This window comes from Dermatophilus sp. B7861-1, assembly GCF_058996045.1.
This window is the reverse complement of record NZ_CM180082.1, coordinates 1,059,689-1,079,301: the sequence shown is the minus strand read 5'-3', so window position 1 is coordinate 1,079,301 and position 19,613 is coordinate 1,059,689. Positions and strand designations below refer to the sequence as shown.

Sequence of the window (19,613 nt, the reverse complement as noted above, 5' to 3'; positions counted from 1 at the left end):
CGATTCACCGACCAATCTTTCCCTGCGTAGACGGATGCGCACCGGCCGCGACAAGGTCACGCACCGCACCACGTGGGTCTCCCCCCGTCACCAACGACTCCCCCACCAACACCGCGTCTGCTCCATCACGAACAAAATCCATCACGTCATACGGCCCCCGTACCCCAGACTCAGCCACCTTCACAACCCCAGAAGGAATCACCGAAACCACCCGCGCAAACGTACTCCGATCAACCCTCAACGTTTTCAAATTACGGTTATTAACCCCCACCACCCTGGCCCCAGCAATCACCGCACGCTCACACTCTGCCTCATCATGAACCTCTACCAACGCCGTCATCCCCAGCGAATGCGTCCGCTCCACTAAACTGATCAGCTGCTCCTGCCCCAAAGCCGCCACGATCAACAACACCGCATCCGCGCCGTAAGCCCGCGCCTCCCACAACTGATACGGATCCACCACAAAATCTTTACGAAGCAGCGGAACATCAACCCTGGCCCGCACCGCCTCTAAATCGGCCAAACTGCCACCAAAACGTCGCTGCTCAGTCAAAACACTGACCATCGAGGCCCCACCAGACTCATACTCCACCGCCAACGCAGCGGGATCAGCAATCGCTGCCAACGCCCCCTTACTCGGACTTGACCGCTTCACCTCCGCGATCACTGCGACACCATTACCGTCACCACGCAACGCAGCCTCAGCGTTCAACGCTGAATCCCGTGAAGCAGCAACGTCTTTGAGCTCCTCCAGTGAAACAGCACGCTTACGTTCAGACAGGTCCTCTACGACCCCTGCGATGATCTCGTCAAGAACGGTACCCACCCTCGACAGGGTAGCCGTCACAGAAAAACCCGCTGAATCGTCTCAGCGAGCGGCCCGCCACCAAACCCGCCCGGCGACGAGCCACCCACCAACACCAAAAATCAATGACCGTGCGGTTTTTCCTGATTAAAGCCCATGCGGTTCATCGCAGCCCACACCACGACACCAGCCACCACACCCACAACACCAACTATCCACATCCACGACTGCCCCAACACCATGCCCAAAGAAATAAGAGCAGACGCCACGAGCAAAATCACCGTACCCGTCCACGCCGCAGGAGTGTTGCCATGCCCAGGCTCAGCGTGAGTGCTCTGCTGGACGGGCTCAGGGGCCTGATGACTCATCGGAAATCTCCACTCTCCTGACAATGCGAGGCCCTACGCCCCACGAATCTGCATATTGGGTTTCCACTACATAATCGGCGCCACGCCACCAGTCATGCGTTATCCAGAACAACCAGATAGCGCGCCACAGCACGTAACACCCAACCACACTCAATTGTTACAGCCGAAACCATATCCCCGCACCGCCTTCACCAGGACCGGCGCGCCACGCCAACATCCACTCACACCGTCGGATCCTCACCCCGACTCAACGCATCCCAATCCGAGACCGCATCACCTCCACCTCCACCAGCATCAACACCAGCCGGCGAAGAAAACCGCGACGACGCACGACCCCACCTGCCAGCCACACACGCACCAACCCCACCTGCCACACACGCAACTACTCCCCCAGCCACAGCAACCCACCCAGCAACACCAGCCACAGCCCCACCAGCTACAGCCACCCCCGCCAACACCGCCACTCCAGCTCCCGTGGCACACACCAACCCACCAGCACACCGCGCCCACACCCCCTGTGTAAACGCACCAAAGGCACCAGCAGCCAACCCCGCCAACGCCATCGCCAACACACCCGGAGCCACCTGCGCCCCCGTCAACGTCACCGCACCCGCAGGCCCCACCCCTGCATCAACAGTCCACGGCACCTGCGTCACCACAGCAACCACCGCATGCGCAACTAACCCCGCAGTAAGAACAACACCCTTACGAGCCCACACAACCCCACCAGAACCAGACACATCCACACTCACGGGCACCCCATCGTCGAAGCAGCAGCAACCGCACGCAACACAGCCATCGCCTTACTTACCGTCTCCTGATATTCCAACTCAGGAACCGAATCAGCAACAACCCCCGCCCCCGCCTGAACATGCGCCTGCCCACCACTCAACAAAGCCGTACGAATAGCAATCGCCACATCCACATCACCATGCACATCCAGATATCCCACAACCCCGCCATACAACCCCCGACGGCTCACCTCCTGCTCATCAATAATCCGCATCGCACTGGGCTTAGGAGCACCCGACAACGTCCCCGCCGGGAAAGTAGCCACCAAAGCGTCATACGCACCCTTCCCCTGCTGCAACACCCCCTCCACACTCGACTCAATGTGCATAACGTGGCTATACCGACGCACCCTCATGAACTCCACAACATCAACCGTGCCCGCACGACACACACGCTGCAGATCATTACGCGCCAAATCCACAAGCATCACATGCTCAGCACGCTCCTTCGGATCAGCTAAAAGCTCCTCCTCCAAACGCTGATCCTGCACAGGAGTTACCCCCCGCGGACGCGACCCCGCAATCGGATGCGTAATCACCCGATCCCCCGTCACCCGAACCAACGCCTCCGGACTAGACCCCACCACGTCATACCGACTGCCATCCGGACGCTCAAACCGAAACATGTACATATACGGACTCGGATTACTCGCCCTCAACACGCGATACACATCCAACGCATCAGCCTCACACGACATCGAAAAACGATGACTCGGCACAACCTGAAATGCATCACCAGCCCGAATATGCTCCTTCGCAGCCTCCACCATCGCCACGAACTCCTCCGCCGTACGATCCGAAACCGGCTCCGGCACAGGAGTATCAAACACCGCCACCGAACTAGGCGCAGGCCGCGATAAACCAGCCACCATACGGTCCAACCGCGCCACAGCACCCGCATACGCATCAGCCATCCCCTCATCACCGCCATCCCAATTAATGGCATTAGCAACAAGCAGAAGCGACCCATCCGAATGATCAAAAACAGCCAGATCATCCACCAAATTCATCGCCAACTCCGGCACCCGCACCACATCCGGATTGCCATCAGGAACCGAGGACTCCCACCGCCGCACCGCGTCATACGAGATATGCCCCACAAAAGCAGAGGTCATCGGTGGAAGCCCCACCAACGGGTCCGAAGCCAACAACGCCAACGACTCCCGCAACGCCTCCAACGGATCACCACCCACCGGCAACCCCGCCGGAGCAGACCCCAACCAAAAAGCCTGACCATCCTTCTCCGTCAACGTGGCCCGACTCGACACCCCCACAAACGAATAACGATCCCACTGCCCCTGCTCAGCAGACTCCAGCAAAAACGTCCCCGCAGCATCCCCCGCAAGCTTGCGATACACCCCCAACGGCGTCTCACCATCAGCAAGCACCCGCCGCACCACCGGAATCACCCGCCGCCGCGCAGCAAGCTCCTCAAAAGTCGACAACTCAGGCCACGTCACACCCCACCCCACCTGCGGAACACTCACCGACATCCCACCAACACCCTGCTGACTGCATCGCTCGTCACTCACGCCCCCATTCTGCCGCCCCGACACACCACCCAAAACGCCACAACCCCAACCTCCCACGCCAGAACAACCCCAAGATGGTAAAAGTGAGCAATCCCCTCACTCACGCACAGTCCACACACACTCGAAGGAGAGGACGTGGAACCCATCGCGTCCCCCACAGCATCGCGACAAAAAATCCTCTTCTGGAGCGGACTCACCCTCGCTGCAATCACCGCAATCAACAGCAACAACGAACTCATCCTCGACCTGGTCTGGCTCCTATTCGCCATCACCATCACCATCGGACCCCACTGCCACAAACTCAAACCCAAAACCGCCGCCCTAGCCTCAATACCCGGAATCCTCCTCACCCTCGACGGCATCCTCGAACTCATCCCCGCCACCTCAAACACCATCATCGGACCACTCTGGCTTAGCGAATACGTCTTCCTCCTGGCCTACCTCGCCCTCGCCATCGGCCTCATCAAACTCCCCCGCCCAGCCGGACACACCCACCGCGCCACCGCGCTCACCGACGCTCTCGCCACAGCCGTCGCCACATTCCTTGCCTTCTGGACCGTAGCCAGCGGCGCCGTACACGGCGGCGAAGACCTCCCCCACGCCCTCATCATGGCCACCTACCCAGCCATGGACACTCTCCTACTCAGCCTCAGCACCCACCTAGCCATCCAACGCCGCAACATACCCACCAGCCTCTGGTGGCTCATCGGCACACTCACCGCCGTCACCGCACTCGACGCAACCCTGTCCACCTACGAACTCATCGCCCCATCCGACACACCAGCCATCCTCGACTCACTACAAGCCTTCACCGTCTTCGGCATGGCAGTCGTAGTCATCCACCCCACCTTCCCACGCCTATTCACCTACACACCCCCACCCCAACACGCCCCCCGCACACACATCGCCCTCCTACCCCTCACGCTCTCCCCCACCGCCCTAGCAGCAGCAACCCCCGCCACCAACACCATCGACGCACTCGCCCGCGCTTTCCTCGTCATCACCCTCCTGGCCCTAATCGCATTACGACTCTGGATTACCTTCGGCCACCTCAACACCGCCGTCAAAGACAGCACATACCGCGCCACACACGACCAACTCACCGGCCTGCCCAACAGAGCAGCCACCCTCGAAGCCCTCAACCACAAACTGCTCGACACCACCCCAAAACGACACAACACCACCGCCGTCATCTTCCTCGACCTCGACGAATTCAAATCCGTCAACGACCAACACGGACACGACACCGGCGACCAACTACTCCGCCACATCGCCGCGATCCTCTCCTCCGTCACCCGCCCCGAAGACATCGTCGGCCGATACGGCGGCGACGAATTCGTCATCATCGCCGACAACCTCACCCCCGCAGACGCACAAAGCGTCGCCGAACGCATCCTCAACCACTTCACCTCCCCCTTGCCCCTACGCGACGGCATCACCTGGACCGCAACCTTCTCCATCGGCATCGCCCTAGCCACCCCAGAAACCACCTGCACCCCCCAACAACTCCTCGCCCAAGCCGACGCAGCCATGTACAACGCAAAAAAACAAGGAAAAGGCAGATGGGCCATCGCCACATAAACATCACCAACACCAAAACCACCGCACCCTGACAAAATGACCCCATGACCGGACTGGCGAAAATCGAACGACAACAGTTCGCATCTACCCTCATGCGAGTCGGCCCACAAGCGCCCACCCTCTGCGAAGGCTGGAGAACCAAAGACCTCGCGGCACACGTAGTACTACGCGAAAGACGCCCCGACGCAGCCATAGGCGTCCTGCTCAGCGCCGTCGCCGAACACACCCAACGCGTACAAGACGAATACGCCGAAAAAGCCTGGCCCCAACTCATCAACATGGTCCAAGAAGGCCCCCGCGGCTGGTCCCCTACCCGTCTGCCACACATGGACGACGCCATCAACCTCGTCGAGTTCTACGTCCACCACGAAGACGTCCTACGAGCCGCCCCCGATTGGACCCCCGAACACACCCGCACCCTCAACGCCGACCTGCAAACCGCCCTATGGGCACGCCTGAAACAAGCCGGACAACTCATGTTCCGCAAATCCCCCACCGGCGTCGTTCTCGTCACACCATCCCACGGCCGCTGCGCCGTCCACCGCCCCACCAAAAACGGCACAGTCGTACTGCGCGGCGAACCTTCCGAACTCGTCCTCTACGCCACCGGCCGCACCCACGTAGCAGACATAGAAATCACCGGCGAAGGCGAAGCCATCACCGCCTTTTGCGAACTAGAACTGGGCCTATAAACCCACACCCCGGGTCACAACCCAAGCACACGCTCCAGTGACCCGGGAACAAGGTGTTCAGTCAACGCATCCGCCACCGCATCAAGCATCCTCTCCCGACGCGAAGCAAAACCCAACGACGAAGACGCCACCCACCCCTTACCCACCCGCGAAGAAACCTCCGCCAAAAACACACGCCGAAACGCATCATTCTCAAACGCACCATGCCAATGCGTCCCAAACACCCCACCACGACGCACCCCATCAAGAAACGCCTCGCCATCCCCCTCACCCACAGGAGCAGTGAAAACCGGCGTTCCATGATGAATCTCGTACCCACCAACCTCAGCGCCACGCCACACACCACGCGGAGTTCCCAAATGCTTCTGCGCGGTAAACACCACCTGCACCGGAAGAAGCCCCAACCCCTCCACGTTCACCGGACTAGGCGCCTCCACACACTCCTGATCAATGACCCGCTCAGCAAGCATCTGATACCCGCCACAGATACCCAGCACCGGGCGCCCCACACGAGCCCGCTGCGCCACCACCTCATCCAAACCATCAGCACGCAAACCCGACAGATCAGCAAGCGTGGACCGCGACCCGGGCAAGACAAGCAGATCAGCCCGAGCCAGCACATCCGGATCGCGCGTCACCGTCACATCGACGCCTGGCTCCGCCGCGAAAGCATCCACATCCGTAGAGTTCGAAATACGGGACAACGCGACCACAGCAACCGTCAGCCGATCCTGGCATGCCTTATCGGCACCTGCTCCGGATCGCTCGAATGCCCCTATGGTCAAAGCATCCTCACCATCTAGCCACGCATCTGCCAGCCACGGCACCACTCCCAACACCGGCACACCGGTGCGCTCGTGCAGGATGTCCAATCCCGGACGCAACAGCGCCTCGTCACCACGGAACTTGTTAACTATCCAGCCAGTAATCCGAGCCCTGTCCTGAGCATCAACAATCCCCCAGGTGCCGTACATCGCAGCCAAAACGCCACCGCGATCAATATCCCCAACAACAACCACCGGAAGGGACTTCTCTGCAGCCAAACCGAAGTTGACGTAATCACCAGCCCGAAGATTCACCTCAGCAGGGCTGCCAGCTCCCTCAGCAATGACCACCTCGTAGCGAGAGGCAAGGTCATCCCATGCTTCATACGCCGCTGCAGCTAACTCCCGACGCCCCGTGGCCCACTCACCCGTCCCCAGGCGTCCATGCGGCCGCCCCATAAGAACAACGTGGCTCGTTCGATCTGTCCCCGGCTTCAATAGCACCGGGTTCATCGCCGCTTCTGGAACGGCGCGAGCAGCCAACGCTTGCAGCCACTGCGCACGCCCAATCTCTACACCGTCGGGTGTGACCATGGAGTTGTTGGACATGTTCTGGGACTTAAACGGAGCTACACGCACTCCTTGTCGCGAAAAATAGCGACACATCCCGGCCACGAGCAGGCTTTTTCCTGCATCAGAGGTCGTTCCGGCAACAAGAAGGCCATGAGCGGTCACAGCGTGCTCCTGGGGGTAGTAATGCGGCGTCGGCCAGGCAGCACCCATGCAAGGGCTACACAGGCCGCGGTAGCTGTTGCAGCTACCGCGCGAGTGAGGGTGATGGCGCGGCGTACGTCATCCACGACTGGAGCTGGCCCTGTTCCAAGCTTGCCGCGTGTTTCCCGGCTACCGGCATACGTGTTGGTACCGCCTAGAGAAACTCCCAATACACCGGCTGCGGTGGCTTCAACCGGGCCCGCGTTGGGGCTGGGGTGAGCAGGGGCGTCATGCCGCCATGCCCGGCAAGCTCTGGTCACTGCCGCGTAGCCTCCAAAGGCTGGAGCGATAGCGACTGTGACCGCTGCGGTAACCCTAGCGGGGAGGTAATTGAGCAGATCGTCCAGGCGTGCAGAGGCCCACCCGAATTTCTCGTAACGGTCGCTGCGGTATCCGACCATTGCATCGAGAGTGTTGGCTGCGCGATACAGGACTATGCCCGGTACGCCAGCTACAGCCCCCCAAAAGACTGCGCCAGTGACAGCATCCGATGTGTTTTCAGCCAGTGATTCCACTGTTGCGCGTGCGAGCTCATCGGCGGTGAGGGCACTTGCATCGCGACTACACAGGTGCGAGAGGCGTTCCCGGGCCGCGGTGAGGTCACCTGAGATGGCCGCTGTGTCCAGGCGAGTGGCCATTGCTTCGCCTTCTGCTTCAAGAGATTTACCCCCAAGAGCGACCCAGGTGCTAGCGGCGGTGAGTAAACAGCGTTGCCAGGGGGAACGGGTTTGGGAGTTGATAGCCAGGGCAGTTCCGGTCACTGCGGTGAGCAGTAATGATGTGTAGAGGATCCCGTGCTTGCGACTGTTGGCCCATATGCGTTTTTCGGTTGTTGTGGCTAGCTGTCCAAACCATGCCACGGGGTGGTGTCGGGGAGGATCTCCCAGAATCCGGTCTGCTACGTACCCCAGGCATAGGCCAACCGCTACGGATCTACTCACACACACATTTTGCCCGTATATAGGTGACGTGTGCGCTCGCCCACGCCATCTGCGCGGTGGTGCGTCGTAGGCTCGGGGTCAGGATCCTTCGTTGAGCGCTGGGAGCGTGACTTTTCGTGACGGTAATGCTGGTTCTAGGCGGTGTTCGTAGCGGGAAAAGTCGTTTGGCTGAGCGGCTGGCTGGGGCGTATGAGCGGGTCACGTATGTGGCTCCTGGGCCGGTTCCGGATCCGGTGGCTCCGCAGGATGCTGAGTGGCGGGAGCGGGTGAGGGCGCATCAGTTGCGCCGGCCGACTCATTGGGTGACGCGTGAGACTGGTGATGTTCCGGGGGCTATCAGCTCTGTCGCCGGTGAGTCTGCAGGTGGGCGCGGGGCTGTTTTAGTTGATTGTTTGGGCACGTGGACTACTCGGCTTATTGACGATGCGGGGGCGTGGGGTGAGCGGGGTCAGGCAATGGGTGTGGTGGAGCAGGGGTGTGCGCGGTTGGGTAGTGCGTTGGAGTTGACCGGTGGTGCGGGGGTCGATGTGATTTTGGTGTCGAATGAGGTGGGCTTGGGGGTGGTTCCGGCTCATGCGTCGGGGCGGCTTTTCCGAGATGCGCTTGGTCAGGTGAATCAGTGTGCGTCTGCTGTTGCGGACCGGATGGCGTTGGTTGTTGCTGGTCGGGTGGTGGATTTGTCGGGGTTTCCTACGGTCGATGATGTGGCGATGGGGTGGGGAAATGCGCGGTTTGGTCGTAGGGGTGCGTGATGGTGCGTGATGTGTTGTGTTTGGCGTTTGGGACGTTGACGACGTGGCGTGTGCCGCCTCCGAGAAATATTGATGCTCGGGTGGCTGCGGGAGCGATGTTGATTGCTCCGGTGGTTCTTGTGCCGTTGCTTGTGTTGATGGGGTTGGGGGTGTGGGTGGGGTCTTTTTTGTCTGTGTCTCCTGCGGTGATGGCTGCGTTGTTGCTTGCTGTTCTTGCTGTTTCGAGCCGGGGGATGCATCTGGATGGTTTGGCTGATACGGCTGATGGGCTGTCGGCGTCGTATGACCGCGCGAAGGCTCTTGATGTGATGAAGCGCAGCGATATTGGCCCTAGTGGTGTGGCTGCTGTGGTTTTGAGTGTTTTGGTGCAGTTCAGTGCGCTTGTTGCTTTGGTGCAAAGTGGTGCGGGTTTGGTTTTGTCTGTGGTGGCGGTGGTGGTGTCGCGGGCGTCGTTGGCGTGGGGGTGTCGGCGTGGGTATCCGGCGGCTTCGTCTTCGGGGTTGGGGGCTACTGTGGCCGGTTCTGTTTCGCCGGTGGCGTTGGCGGCTGTGTCGGTGGTGATTGCGGCTGGTAGTGCGTTGGTTACTCATGTTTGTGGGGGCGGTTGGTGGCATGGTCTGGTTGTGTTCGGGGTGGGAGTGGTGGCTGTGTTGTTGTTGTTGCGTCATGCGCGGGCGCGGCTAGGTGGGATGACTGGTGATGTTCTTGGTGCGGGAGTGGAGATTTCTTTGAGTGTTGCGTTGGTTGCGGGGGCAGTGCTTGTGGCTGCTTCGTGATGTGGGGGTGGAAACCGGTGAGGGTGCGGACCGGGTAGTTCCGATTCGCACCCTCATTGTTGGGTAGGGGTGGATCAGTCGGCGACGCCGGTTTCAACGAAGGGTGGGCGCTGCACGATGGCTTTCAGCTTGCGGTTGCGTACGGCGATGAATACCTCGTCGCCGGCTTTGATGCCGCGGTCGATCAGGCCCAGGGCGATGCCTTGTTTGAGTGAGGGGGACATGGTTCCTGATGTGACAACGCCGATGACGTTTCCGTCGGCGTCAAGGATTTCGCAGTCTTGGCGCGGGATGCCTTTGTCTTGGACTAGCAGGCCCCAGGAGAGGCGGGCTTTTTTCTCTGCGCGCTGGGTGGTGAGGAAGCCTTTGCCCCAGAAGGTGGGTTTGTCCCATCCGATGGCCCAGACGGCGCGGGCCATGTTGGGGGTGATGTCGAGGTTGAGTTCGTGGCCGTGGAGGGCGTAGCCCATTTCCATGCGGAGGGTGTCGCGAGCGCCGAGTCCGCAGGGGCGGCCGTTGAAGGGTTCGATGGCTTTGAGCAGTTCGCGCCATAGGTCTGCGCCTTTGTCCCAGGGGCAGACGAGTTCGTAGCCTTTTTCGCCGGTGTAGCCGGTGCGGCAGACGGTCATGGGGATGCCGTTGTGTTCTGCCTGTTCGAAGGACATGTATTCCATGTCGGTGGGTAGGCCCATGGTGGTGAGGACTTTGGGGCTGTCGGGGCCTTGGACGGCGATGATGGCGTAGTCGGTGTGTTCGTTGGTGACGGTGATGCCTTCGGGGGCGGCTTCGGTGAGGAGGCGGACGACTTCGCTGGTGTTGGCGGCGTTGGGGATGAGGAGGATGTCGTCTTCGGCTCGGACGTATTGGATGAGGTCGTCGACTACGCCGCCGGTTTCGTTGCAGCACATTGTGTATTGGGCTTTGCCGGGGCCGATTTTGCGTAGGTCGTTGGTGAAACAGGAGTTGACGAAGTCGAAGGCGCCTTGTCCTTTGACGGTGGCGTTGCCGAGGTGACTGACGTCGAAGATGCCGACGTGTTCGCGTACTGCTGCGTGTTCGGTGAGGACTCCTCCGCCTGCGTATTCGATGGGCATGAGCCAGCCGGAGAAGTCGGCCATTTTGGCGCCGAGGGCGAGGTGTTCGTCGTGGATTGGGGAGAGTTTGTCTTCGCTCATAGGGGTCACGTTAGGGCCGTGGGCGTTTTGGCGCAGCTACATGTCGGTTTCGGGTGGGGTGGGGCGTGTTAAAAGTGGGTGTTTTTGGGGATCGGCCTGTCTGGTGTGGACAGGCCGATTGGGTTGGTGTGGGTGGTGTTATGGGCGGGGGTTGACGACCATGGCTGATCCACCTCCGCCGCGGGTGCGTTCGGCGGCGGGGATGAATACGCCTTGGGTGGGCATGGCGATGGCGGTGGCGCGTCCGAGGGTTTTGGCTTCGGTCATGGGTTGTCCCATGGCGCGGAGTGCTTCGCCGGTGGCGGATTTCATGAGTTGTGGTTCGGCGCCGGCTGCGGTGTTTCGTGATGACAGGCGTGGGGTGTTGACGGCTTCGACTGCGGTGAGGTTGCGGTCGAGGTAGCCCAGGAGGATTTGGGCGGTGGTGCTGATGATTGTGGATCCGCCTGCGGCGCCGGTTGCGAGGATGGGGCGTCCGTTTTTGGTGACGATTGTTGGTGACATGGATGAGCGGGGGCGTTTGCCGGGGGCGGGGAGGTTGGGGTGTGGGATTCCTTTGGTGGGGGCGGTGAATTCGAAGTCGGTGAGTTGGTTGTTGAGGAGGAATCCGTAGCCGGGGACGACCATGCCGGAGCCGCCGAATTGTTCGATGGTGGAGGTGTATGAGGCGACGTTGCCCCATTGGTCAGCGACGGTGAGGTGTGTTGTTGAGGCGCCTTCGTTGATTTTTCCGGGTTTGCCTGCGGGGTGGGGTTTGCAGGGGCCGTATTTTCCGTCGGGGTTTCCGAAGGCGATGGGGCGTTGTGCGGCTTTGTCTGGGTTGAAGCCGCAGGCGCGTTCGGTTGCGTAGGCCGGGGAGATGAGTTCGTTGACGGGGGCTCCGGGGACGTCGGCTACCCATCGGTTGCGGTCGGCGAAGGCGGCGGCACTGGCTTCGGCGAAGCGGTGGAGGTATTGGGTGTTGTCTGTTTTTGATACGGGGATGCCTGTTTGTTTTTCGGTTTCCTGCATGAGGTTGAGGATTTCTGCTACGGCGGTGCCTCCGCCGCTGGAGGTGGGCATGCCGTAGATGGTGAGGTTTTTGTGTTTGCTGACTATGGGGTCTTTGGGGAGGGCGCGGTAGTTGGCGAGGTCGTTCATTGTCATTCCGCCGGTGGGGACGGTGACGCCGGGGGCGGTGGCGGGGTGGTTGACGGTGTTGACGATGGCTTTGCCGATGGGACCGCGGTAGAGGGCGTCGGGGCCTTGGGTGCGTAGGAGGTGGTAGGTGCGGGCGAGGTCGGGTTGGCGCAGTACGGTGCCGGGTTGGATGGGTTTGCCGCCGGGCAGGAAGATCGCTGCGGTGGCGGGGAATTTGGCGAATCGTTTGGCATTGTCGGCGGTTTCGGTGCTGAATGCTTGGTCGACGACGAATCCACGGCGGGCGATTTCTTCTGCGGGTTGGAGCATTTGGGATAGGGATCGTTTGCCCCATTGTTTGAGTGCCATTTGCCAGATGGCTGGGTTGCCGGGGACGCCGACGGATAGGCCTGAGTTGACGGCTTTGTCGAAGTTCATGGGTTTGCCGTCTGGTTCGAGGAAGGATGTTTCTCGGATGGAGTTGGGGGCGGTTTCGCGTCCGTCGATGGTCTGGACTTTTTTGGTTTTGGCGTCGTAGTGGACGAAGAATCCGCCACCGCCTAGGCCGGTGGCGTAGGGCTCGACGACGTTGAGCACTGCTGTGGCTGCTACTGCTGCGTCTGCTGCGGTGCCGCCGCGGGCGAGTACGTCGATGGCGGTTTGTGTGGCGATGGGGTCGACGGAGGCTGCTGCGCCTCCGGAGCCGGTCATGGTTGCTTTTTTGGGGAGGCGGTGGCTGATGGGTCCGGGGCTTTGGGGTGGGGAGGCGGTGGCTGATGTGGCTGTTGCTGTGGGGATGAGGGCTAGGGATAGGGCGAGCGCGAGCGCTGTGCGTTTTTTCATGAGCGCGACCATACGTCAACGCTGTTGTGCCGCAGCTGTGTTGACAGCTGTTTGCGCTGTGAGGTGGGGTGGTTGTGCTGGTTGGGTGGCTGGGCGGGGGTTTTGTTGGGGCTTGTTGTTTCTCTTGCCTTTTGGGCAGGTTGGGCGCTCTATTGTCGGTGGTGACATGCATGTCCAGGTTGGCTCGTTAACGCCACGCTTATCCCTCATGTGAGAAGAGCCACATGTGTGGCTGGGGCATGCACACAATGGGGGACGAATTGTCCGTGTTTCTTCAATTTGAGAGGTTTTTCGTGATCGATATCAATGTGAGTGTCCAGAGCGCTGCTGAGGCTGGCGTTGATGCTGTGGTGGTTTTTGCGACGAGTGTTTCTGGGCGGGCTGTGCTTGTTCCGGGGTCGCGGTTGCCGCAGGAGACGCAGGCTCATGTGGAGTCGGTGTTGGAGGCTGTGGCTGCTTCGGGCAAGGCTGATTCTGTGACTGCTGTGGTGGGCGCCCCTGGTGTGGCTGCCAAGCTGATTGTGGTCGTGGGATTGGGTGCGGGTGTTCCGGAGAAGTTGGCGCCGGAGAAGTGGCGTCGGGCTGCTGGTGCTGCTGCGCGTCATTTGTCGGCTCACCGTCAGGTCGCGGTGGTTGTTCCTGTGGCTGATGAGGATGTCGTGGGTGCGCTGGCTGAGGGTGCGGCGTTGGGGTCGTACCGTTTTGTGGGGCACTTGTCTGCGAAGGTGCGGGAGCGTCGTGCGGCTAAGCAGGTGGGGCCGACGTCGGTGACGGTGTTGTTGGAGCAGTCGTCTGAGGAGCTCGCTGATGCTGTGGCGCGGGCGAGTGTGGTGGCTACTTACCAGTGCTTGGCTCGGGATTTGGTCAACACGAGCCCGAATGTGTTGTACCCGGAAACATTCGCTGATCGTGCAGTGGAGCTTGCTGGCGAGCACGACTCGTTGTCGGTAGAGGTTTTAGACGAATCTGCTCTGGTTGAGGGCGGTTTCGGCGGGATCGTGGGTGTTGGACAGGGGTCGGTGCACCCGCCGCGGATTGTGACGCTTTCTTACCGGCCTGAGGGCGCAACGACCACGGTGGCGTTGATTGGTAAGGGCATCACCTTCGATTCGGGTGGTTTGTGCATTAAGCCTGCCGACAGTATGGCGACGATGAAGTGCGACATGGGTGGCGCTGCGGCGGTGCTTGGCACGGTGTTGGCTGCCGCTGAGTTGGAGCTGCCGGTGGCTGTGACTGCGTACCTGTGCTTGGCCGAGAACATGCCTGGTGGGGCTGCGCAGCGCCCGGGTGATGTGGTGACCATGCGTGATGGTTCCACGGTGGAGATCATCAACACAGACGCTGAGGGTCGTTTGGTGATGGCTGATGGGTTGGCTCTGGCTGTGGAGTCGGGGCCGGATGCGATTATCGATGTGGCTACTCTTACCGGCGCTGCCATGGTGGCTTTGGGGTCACGTACGGCTGCGATCATGGCCAACGATGATGATTTGCAGGTAGCGCTCACTGAGGCTGGCGGGTTTGCTGGTGAGGCTGTGTGGCCGATGCCGATTGCTGAAGAGATCCGGGCGACGTTGGATTCGGATGTGGCGGACTTTAAGCACACGGGTAGCCGTTTGGGTGGTGCCATGTCTGCTGCGGCGTTCTTGCGTGAGTTTGTGCCTTCCGGTGGCGCTCATGGTGTTGGTGCGGCTGAGTCTGGTGATGGTCAGGTCACTGATGGTGCTGAGGCTGTGGCCGCCGATGACAAGAAGCACATTCCGTGGGGTCACATTGATATTGCTGGGCCTGCTTTCAATGAGGCGAGCGCGTATGGGTACACGGTTAAGGGCGGCACGGGATATGGCGTCCGCACACTGATCGCTTTCTTGGAAGGGCTTGAGTAACAGCGAAATCGGTCGATTCGGGGAGGAGTGATCTCCGGTCCTGGCTCTAGTGCCAGGGCTGGAGGGGTCACTCCTCCTTGACGTACCGCGTGGTGCGTTCACCTCGAATTAGTGGAGGCACCTCCCTCGTGACCACGTTGCTCAATAGTCCTGCTCAGCGCGGTACTCGCGCTGCCCGTCATACGCGGGTGGATTCTTTGGATGGGATTCGTGCGTTGGCGGTGATCGCGGTGATCGCTTATCACGTGTCGTTGCCGGGGGCTGATGGTGGTTTCCTTGGGGTGGATGTGTTTTTTGTGTTGTCGGGGTTTTTGATCACCACGTTGCTGATGCGGGAGCTGACTGGCACGGGGCGGATCGATTTGGGTGGGTTTTGGGTGCGGCGGGTGTTGCGGCTGCTTCCGGCTTCGCTGTTGTTGATTGTGACTGTGGTGGGGGTGTCTGCTTTTGTGGCTGCGCCGTTTCGGCGGGCTGATATTGGGGCGGATGCGTTGTGGTCGTTGTTGTATGTGGGGAATTGGCGGTTTATTGATGCCGCTGGGTATTTCAGTAATGACGGCAGTACTTCGCCTTTGCAGCATGTGTGGTCTTTGGCTGTGGAGGAGCAGTTTTATGTGGTGTGGCCGTTGCTGTTGGTGGCGTGTGTAGCGCCGTGGGTGCGGGCGTGTAGCCGTGTTGTCGGTGTTGAGGGTGGTCTTGATTCTGCGGCGCGTTCGGAGATCGCTGCGGTGCGGCGGGTGGCGGTGCGGCGTGGTGTTTTTGTGGTGGCGTTGGTGGTGGGGGCGGCTTCGGCGGTGTGGTTTGCGTGGCTGTATGACCCGCACACTGCTGAGCGTGCCTATATGGGCACTGATACGCGGGTGTTTGCGCCGTTGGTGGGGGCGGCGGTGGCGGCGTGTATGCAGGTTCGTGGGGTGCAGTTGTTTGTGACGCGTCGGGCTCAGCCGTTGATGGCTTTGGGGTTGGTTGGGGTGGTGGCGGGGTTGTGTTTGTTGGGTGGCCAGCACAGTCCGCGCCCGGCGTATTTTTTGGGTGGCGGGGTTGCGTTTGCTGTGGTGGTGGCGGTTTTGGTGGCGGCCACGAGTGCGGCGGATCGGCGTGAGGGGCTCACGCTTGTGTTGGGGTCGACTCCGTTGGGGTGGATTGGGCGGATTTCGTATGGCATGTATTTGTGGCATTGGCCGTTGGTGGTGTGGATCATCGGTGATCGGCAGTGGAGTCCGGTGCGTGCGGCTGTGGTGGTGGTGGCTACGGTTGTGGTGGCTCAGTTGTCGTACACGCTGGTGGAGGTGCCGTTGCGTACGGGTCGGTTGCGTGCGGTGGCGCCGGTGCGGTTGCTTCCGGCTGCCGCTGGTGTGGTTGGGGTTGCCACGATGGTTCCGGCGGTTTTGGGTGGCACGGTGTGGAATCGGGTTATTCCTGCTGTTGCTGGGCCTCAGGTGGGGGAAACGTCGTTGGTGTTGGTGGGCGATAGTGTCATTCAGCGTTTGTTGCCGGCTTTGGATGTTGAGGCCAGGCGGCGTGGGGTGACGGTGCTTAGTGGTGCCCGGGGTGGTTGTCCGGCGTTGTTGGTGAAGGCTACTGATGCCAGTGGGGCACCGTTGAGTGGCGGTAATTGCGCGGCGCAGGTAGGTGAGCGTCAGGCGAAGGCTGTCGATGAGGCTAAGGGGGGTGTGGTGGTGTGGTGGTCGCGGTATGAGATCGCGGATCGAGTGGGTGCTGATGGTCGTTTTTTGGCTGCGGGGTCTGCGGATTTTTGGGATGCGCAGATCGCGGATTTCCGTAAATCTGTGGATGCGTTGACGGTGCGGGGTGCGCGGTTGGTTGTGGTGGAGATGGATCGTCCGGGGGTTGGGTTGGATAGTCGGTGTTCGCCGACGGATTGTCCTGAATTCCTTTCGCGTATGCGTAACCGTGATGAACTTCGCGTTGAGTGGAATTCTCGTTTGCGGGAGTATGCGGCTTCTGACCCGCGGGTGAGTGTGATTCGTATGGACGATTTGTATTGCCGGAATGATGTGACTCCGTGTGATGATCATGCCCCTGCTCGCGCGTCGGCCAAGGATGTTTTCCCTTCTCCGGAAGGTTCTTTAACGCGACCGGATGGGGCGCACTTCTCGCCGGCAGCGGCTCCTGGGGTTGCTGCTGCGCTTCTTGACCGCGTCGCTGCTGGCTGAGGCCGCGGTGGGTTGCGCGGTGGTTGAGATACCGCTGGCCGCTGTGAGGTCGTCCTCATGGCACGTGTCCACTGACACATCGGCCTAGAGTGGTACTGAACAAACGACTACGGAGGGATCGCTTTCATGTCCGATCGCGTCACAATGCCGGTTCTCGGTGAGTCTGTCACCGAGGGCACCGTCACCCGCTGGCTCAAGAGCGTGGGCGACGAGGTGGCCGTTGACGAGCCGCTGCTCGAGGTTTCGACCGACAAGGTCGACACCGAGGTGCCGTCCCCGTTCAGCGGGACGCTTGTCGAGATTCTCGTCCCCGAGGACGAGACCGTTGAGATCGGTACCGATCTCGCCGTGATCGGTGACGCCTCCGAGGCGTCTTCGGCCCCTGCCGCGGAGAGCGCGCCTGAGCCGGCCGCTCCCGCCGAGGAATCTGCCCCTGCTGAGGAGGCCGCTGCGGCTGCTCCGGCTGGCGAGGTTTCTGGTGGGCAGGAAGTGAAGATGCCTGCACTGGGTGAGTCTGTCACCGAGGGCACCGTCACCCGCTGGCTCAAGGAAGAGGGCGAGGAGGTCGCCGTTGACGAGCCGCTGCTGGAGGTTTCGACCGACAAGGTCGACACCGAGGTGCCGTCCCCGTTCGCGGGCAAACTAACCAAGATCCTTGCCGCAGAGGACGAGTCCGTCGCGGTGGGTGGCGTGTTGGCGATCATCGGTGGCGAGGCCGCTGCTGCTGCACCGGCTGAGGAAGCCCCGGCTCCTGTGAAGGAAGCCCCGGCTGCTCCGGCGAAAGAAGCCGCTGCCGCACCGGCAGACTCGGCTGACTCTGGTGCTGCCGCGTACGTCACCCCGCTGGTGCGTAAACTCGCCGCGCAGCACGGTGTGGACCTGTCTAAAGTCAAGGGTTCGGGTATCGGTGGCCGTATCCGTAAGCAGGATGTCCTTGAAGCCGCTAAGCCTGCTCCGGCCCCGCAGGTCCCGGCTGCTGCTGCCCCCGCTCCGGCTGCCGCTGCTGCACCGGCTGCTGCTCCTGAGGTGAAGGTCTCGGAGAAGCGCGGCACCCGCGAGAAGATGACCCGTTTGCGTAAGGTCATCGCTCAGCGCATGAACGAGTCGCTGCAGATTTCGGCTCAGCTGACCAGCGCTGTCGAGGTTGACATTACGCGGGTTGCGCAGCTGCGCGCGAAGAACAAGGACGCGTTCCTTGCTCGTGAGGGCGTCAAGCTGACCTACCTGCCATTCATCTCGTTGGCCACGGTTGAGGCGCTCAAGCAGTTCCCTGAGCTGAACTGCCAGGTTGAGGGTGAAGAAATTGTCTACCCGGCGGCTGAGCACCTGGGCATCGCCGTGGACACCCCGCGTGGTTTGCTCGTGCCGGTCATCAAGGATGCTGGCGACCTGAACATCGCTGGTATTGCGCGCAAGATTTCTGACCTTGCTTCTCGTACTCGTGACAACAAGGTCACACCGGATGAGCTGGGTGGCGGCACATTCACCATCACGAACATCGGTTCTAACGGTTCGATCATCGACACCCCGATCATCAACCAGCCGCAGGTTGGCATCTTGGGTACGGGTGCGATTGTTAAGCGCGCAGTTGTTGTCACTGACGAGCTTGGCAACGACAGCATCGCGATCCGTCACATGATGTTCTTGACCCTGACCTACGACCACCGCGTGGTTGATGGTGGCCTTGCTGGCCGCTTCTTGACCACGATCAAGAAGCGCCTCGAGGGTGGCGCCTTCGAGATCTGAGTTGTGAATGCTTGTCTGGGTGGCTAAGCCCAGATGGACATAAGTGAGGGGCTGTTTCCTTCTGATCGAAGGAGGCAGCCCCTCACTGTTGTTGGGTTTTCTCACCTTGTGGGGAAGATCTTCGGTGATTGCACTGACTGCGCAGCTGGCCAGGTGGGGCGTCTAGGCTGGTGTTATGCGTTTCGAGCACGTGGGTTTGGCGCCTCATTTCGTCGATTATCAAGCCGGCTGGGACTATCAGCGTGAAGTGCACGCGAAAGTTGTGGCTGGTGAGCTCGAGGATACTGTGCTGCTGTTGGAGCACTCCCCCACCTATACGGCGGGTAAACGCACACAGGACAAGGACCGCCCCAAAGACGGCACTCCTGTGATCGATGTGGACCGGGGCGGGAAAATCACGTGGCATGGCCCGGGGCAGCTGGTGGGGTACCCGATCGTACACTTGCCTAACCCGATTGATGTGGTGGCGCATGTGCGGCGTTTGGAGCAGGCGATCATGAATGTCTGTGACCATTTCGGGGTGCCCACGATGCTCGTTGAAGGGCGTTCGGGCGTGTGGGTGGCTGCAGATGAGCGCGGACCGGAGCGTAAGGTCGCCGCGATCGGTATTCGGGTTACGCGGGATGTGACGATGCATGGGTTCGCGATCAACGCGAACTGTGATTTGTCGTGGGCGCAAAACATCATTCCGTGTGGGCTTGATGATGCCGGGGCGACAAGTTTGTCTTTCGAGCTGGGGCGAGATGTCACGGTCACTGAGATCCTGCCAGTGGTGGAACGTGAGATTTTCCAAGTGATTTCGCCTTACACGAGCGTCGCGGAGCAGGCGCACCGAGCCGCAGATCGGGTATTGGGTTTGGGATAGAGGTGAAGCGCTGACCGCTGCGGCGGCGC

Annotated in this window: 16 protein-coding genes; 8 read left to right on the top strand and 8 right to left on the bottom strand. The window is 60.9% G+C overall.

From position 1 onward, the window contains the following. Nucleotides 1-4 precede the first annotated feature (4 nt). The 4 genes from trpC to AC2T9U_RS04810 all read right to left on the bottom strand — a co-directional run bounded on the left by trpC (nucleotide 5) and on the right by AC2T9U_RS04810 (nucleotide 3,457). Nucleotides 5-826, bottom strand: a complete 822-nt coding sequence (gene trpC / locus AC2T9U_RS04825) for an indole-3-glycerol phosphate synthase TrpC (RefSeq protein ID WP_493696784.1) — start codon at nucleotides 824-826, stop codon at nucleotides 5-7. Nucleotides 827-927: 101 nt separating this feature from the next. Next, nucleotides 928-1,173, bottom strand: a complete 246-nt coding sequence (locus AC2T9U_RS04820; protein ID WP_147279201.1) for an HGxxPAAW family protein — start codon at nucleotides 1,171-1,173, stop codon at nucleotides 928-930. Between the two features lie 221 nt (nucleotides 1,174-1,394). Beyond that, the gene (locus AC2T9U_RS04815; RefSeq protein ID WP_493696783.1) at nucleotides 1,395-1,925 is read right to left on the bottom strand and encodes a Trp biosynthesis-associated membrane protein; all 531 of its coding nucleotides are present in this window, start codon (nucleotides 1,923-1,925) and stop codon (nucleotides 1,395-1,397) included. Continuing rightward, nucleotides 1,922-3,457 carry an anthranilate synthase component I gene (locus AC2T9U_RS04810; protein WP_493696927.1) on the bottom strand — a complete coding sequence of 512 codons (1,536 nt, stop codon included), beginning with the start codon at nucleotides 3,455-3,457 and terminating at the stop codon, nucleotides 1,922-1,924. The genes AC2T9U_RS04815 and AC2T9U_RS04810 overlap by 4 nt, the downstream gene beginning before the upstream one ends. A 174-nt stretch (nucleotides 3,458-3,631) precedes the next feature. Between AC2T9U_RS04810 and AC2T9U_RS04805 the strand changes: the two genes are divergently transcribed. Both AC2T9U_RS04805 and AC2T9U_RS04800 read left to right on the top strand, forming a co-directional pair. Next, nucleotides 3,632-5,077 (top strand): GGDEF domain-containing protein, encoded by a 1,446-nt coding sequence (locus tag AC2T9U_RS04805; protein WP_493696782.1) that lies wholly within the window; start codon nucleotides 3,632-3,634, stop codon nucleotides 5,075-5,077. A gap of 44 nt (nucleotides 5,078-5,121) precedes the next feature. Next, entirely contained in the window at nucleotides 5,122-5,769 is a 648-nt protein-coding gene (locus AC2T9U_RS04800) for a TIGR03085 family metal-binding protein (protein WP_115030565.1), read from the top strand. A gap of 14 nt (nucleotides 5,770-5,783) precedes the next feature. Here the strand turns inward: AC2T9U_RS04800 and AC2T9U_RS04795 are convergent, their stop codons facing one another. Together AC2T9U_RS04795 and AC2T9U_RS04790 are read right to left on the bottom strand one after the other, a co-directional pair. Next, the gene (locus tag AC2T9U_RS04795; protein WP_493696781.1) at nucleotides 5,784-7,268 is read right to left on the bottom strand and encodes a cobyric acid synthase; all 1,485 of its coding nucleotides are present in this window, start codon (nucleotides 7,266-7,268) and stop codon (nucleotides 5,784-5,786) included. Beyond that, on the bottom strand, nucleotides 7,265-8,248 hold the full coding sequence (locus tag AC2T9U_RS04790) for a cobalamin biosynthesis protein (RefSeq protein WP_493696780.1): 984 nt from the start codon (nucleotides 8,246-8,248) through the stop codon (nucleotides 7,265-7,267). The genes AC2T9U_RS04795 and AC2T9U_RS04790 overlap by 4 nt, the downstream gene beginning before the upstream one ends. A gap of 125 nt (nucleotides 8,249-8,373) precedes the next feature. On the opposite strand from AC2T9U_RS04790, the gene AC2T9U_RS04785 reads away from it, so the two are divergent. Further along, nucleotides 8,374-9,000, top strand: a complete 627-nt coding sequence (locus tag AC2T9U_RS04785; RefSeq protein WP_493696926.1) for a bifunctional adenosylcobinamide kinase/adenosylcobinamide-phosphate guanylyltransferase — start codon at nucleotides 8,374-8,376, stop codon at nucleotides 8,998-9,000. Next, entirely contained in the window at nucleotides 9,000-9,776 is a 777-nt protein-coding gene (locus AC2T9U_RS04780; protein WP_493696779.1) for an adenosylcobinamide-GDP ribazoletransferase, read from the top strand. The genes AC2T9U_RS04785 and AC2T9U_RS04780 overlap by 1 nt, the downstream gene beginning before the upstream one ends. Before the next feature lie 74 nt (nucleotides 9,777-9,850). Here AC2T9U_RS04780 and gcvT read toward each other — a convergent pair whose 3' ends face one another. Together gcvT and ggt are read right to left on the bottom strand one after the other, a co-directional pair. After that, nucleotides 9,851-10,951 (bottom strand): glycine cleavage system aminomethyltransferase GcvT, encoded by a 1,101-nt coding sequence (gene gcvT, locus AC2T9U_RS04775; RefSeq protein WP_493696778.1) that lies wholly within the window; start codon nucleotides 10,949-10,951, stop codon nucleotides 9,851-9,853. Nucleotides 10,952-11,089: 138 nt separating this feature from the next. Beyond that, on the bottom strand, nucleotides 11,090-12,913 hold the full coding sequence (gene ggt / locus AC2T9U_RS04770) for a gamma-glutamyltransferase (protein WP_493696777.1): 1,824 nt from the start codon (nucleotides 12,911-12,913) through the stop codon (nucleotides 11,090-11,092). A gap of 293 nt (nucleotides 12,914-13,206) precedes the next feature. Between ggt and AC2T9U_RS04765 the strand changes: the two genes are divergently transcribed. The 4 genes from AC2T9U_RS04765 (at nucleotide 13,207) to lipB (ending at nucleotide 19,584) form a co-directional block, all read left to right on the top strand. Continuing rightward, nucleotides 13,207-14,796 (top strand): leucyl aminopeptidase, encoded by a 1,590-nt coding sequence (locus AC2T9U_RS04765; protein ID WP_493696776.1) that lies wholly within the window; start codon nucleotides 13,207-13,209, stop codon nucleotides 14,794-14,796. Nucleotides 14,797-14,924: 128 nt separating this feature from the next. Continuing rightward, nucleotides 14,925-16,973, top strand: coding sequence for an acyltransferase family protein (locus AC2T9U_RS04760; protein ID WP_493696775.1), 2,049 nt, complete (start codon nucleotides 14,925-14,927; stop codon nucleotides 16,971-16,973). Between the two features lie 126 nt (nucleotides 16,974-17,099). Beyond that, entirely contained in the window at nucleotides 17,100-18,719 is a 1,620-nt protein-coding gene (gene sucB / locus AC2T9U_RS04755) for a 2-oxoglutarate dehydrogenase, E2 component, dihydrolipoamide succinyltransferase (protein ID WP_493696774.1), read from the top strand. 175 nt (nucleotides 18,720-18,894) lie between these two features. Continuing rightward, complete coding sequence (lipB, locus tag AC2T9U_RS04750) at nucleotides 18,895-19,584, top strand: lipoyl(octanoyl) transferase LipB (RefSeq protein WP_051277092.1); 690 nt, start codon at nucleotides 18,895-18,897, stop codon at nucleotides 19,582-19,584. The last annotated feature ends 29 nt before the right edge of the window (nucleotides 19,585-19,613 follow it).

Bases quoted from the DNA above. Each gene is read 5' to 3' on its own strand.
- AC2T9U_RS04820 (WP_147279201.1), bottom strand. From the start codon at position 1,173: ATGAGTCATCAGGCCCCTGAGCCCGTCCAGCAGAGCACTCACGCTGAG.
- AC2T9U_RS04810 (WP_493696927.1), bottom strand. From the start codon at position 3,457: ATGTCGGTGAGTGTTCCGCAGGTGGGGTGGGGTGTGACGTGGCCTGAG.
- AC2T9U_RS04800 (WP_115030565.1), top strand. From the start codon at position 5,122: ATGACCGGACTGGCGAAAATCGAACGACAACAGTTCGCATCTACCCTC.
- AC2T9U_RS04785 (WP_493696926.1), top strand. From the start codon at position 8,374: ATGCTGGTTCTAGGCGGTGTTCGTAGCGGGAAAAGTCGTTTGGCTGAG.
- AC2T9U_RS04780 (WP_493696779.1), top strand. From the start codon at position 9,000: ATGGTGCGTGATGTGTTGTGTTTGGCGTTTGGGACGTTGACGACGTGG.
- gcvT (WP_493696778.1), bottom strand. From the start codon at position 10,951: ATGAGCGAAGACAAACTCTCCCCAATCCACGACGAACACCTCGCCCTC.
- ggt (WP_493696777.1), bottom strand. From the start codon at position 12,913: ATGAAAAAACGCACAGCGCTCGCGCTCGCCCTATCCCTAGCCCTCATC.
- sucB (WP_493696774.1), top strand. From the start codon at position 17,100: ATGTCCGATCGCGTCACAATGCCGGTTCTCGGTGAGTCTGTCACCGAG.
- lipB (WP_051277092.1), top strand. From the start codon at position 18,895: ATGCGTTTCGAGCACGTGGGTTTGGCGCCTCATTTCGTCGATTATCAA.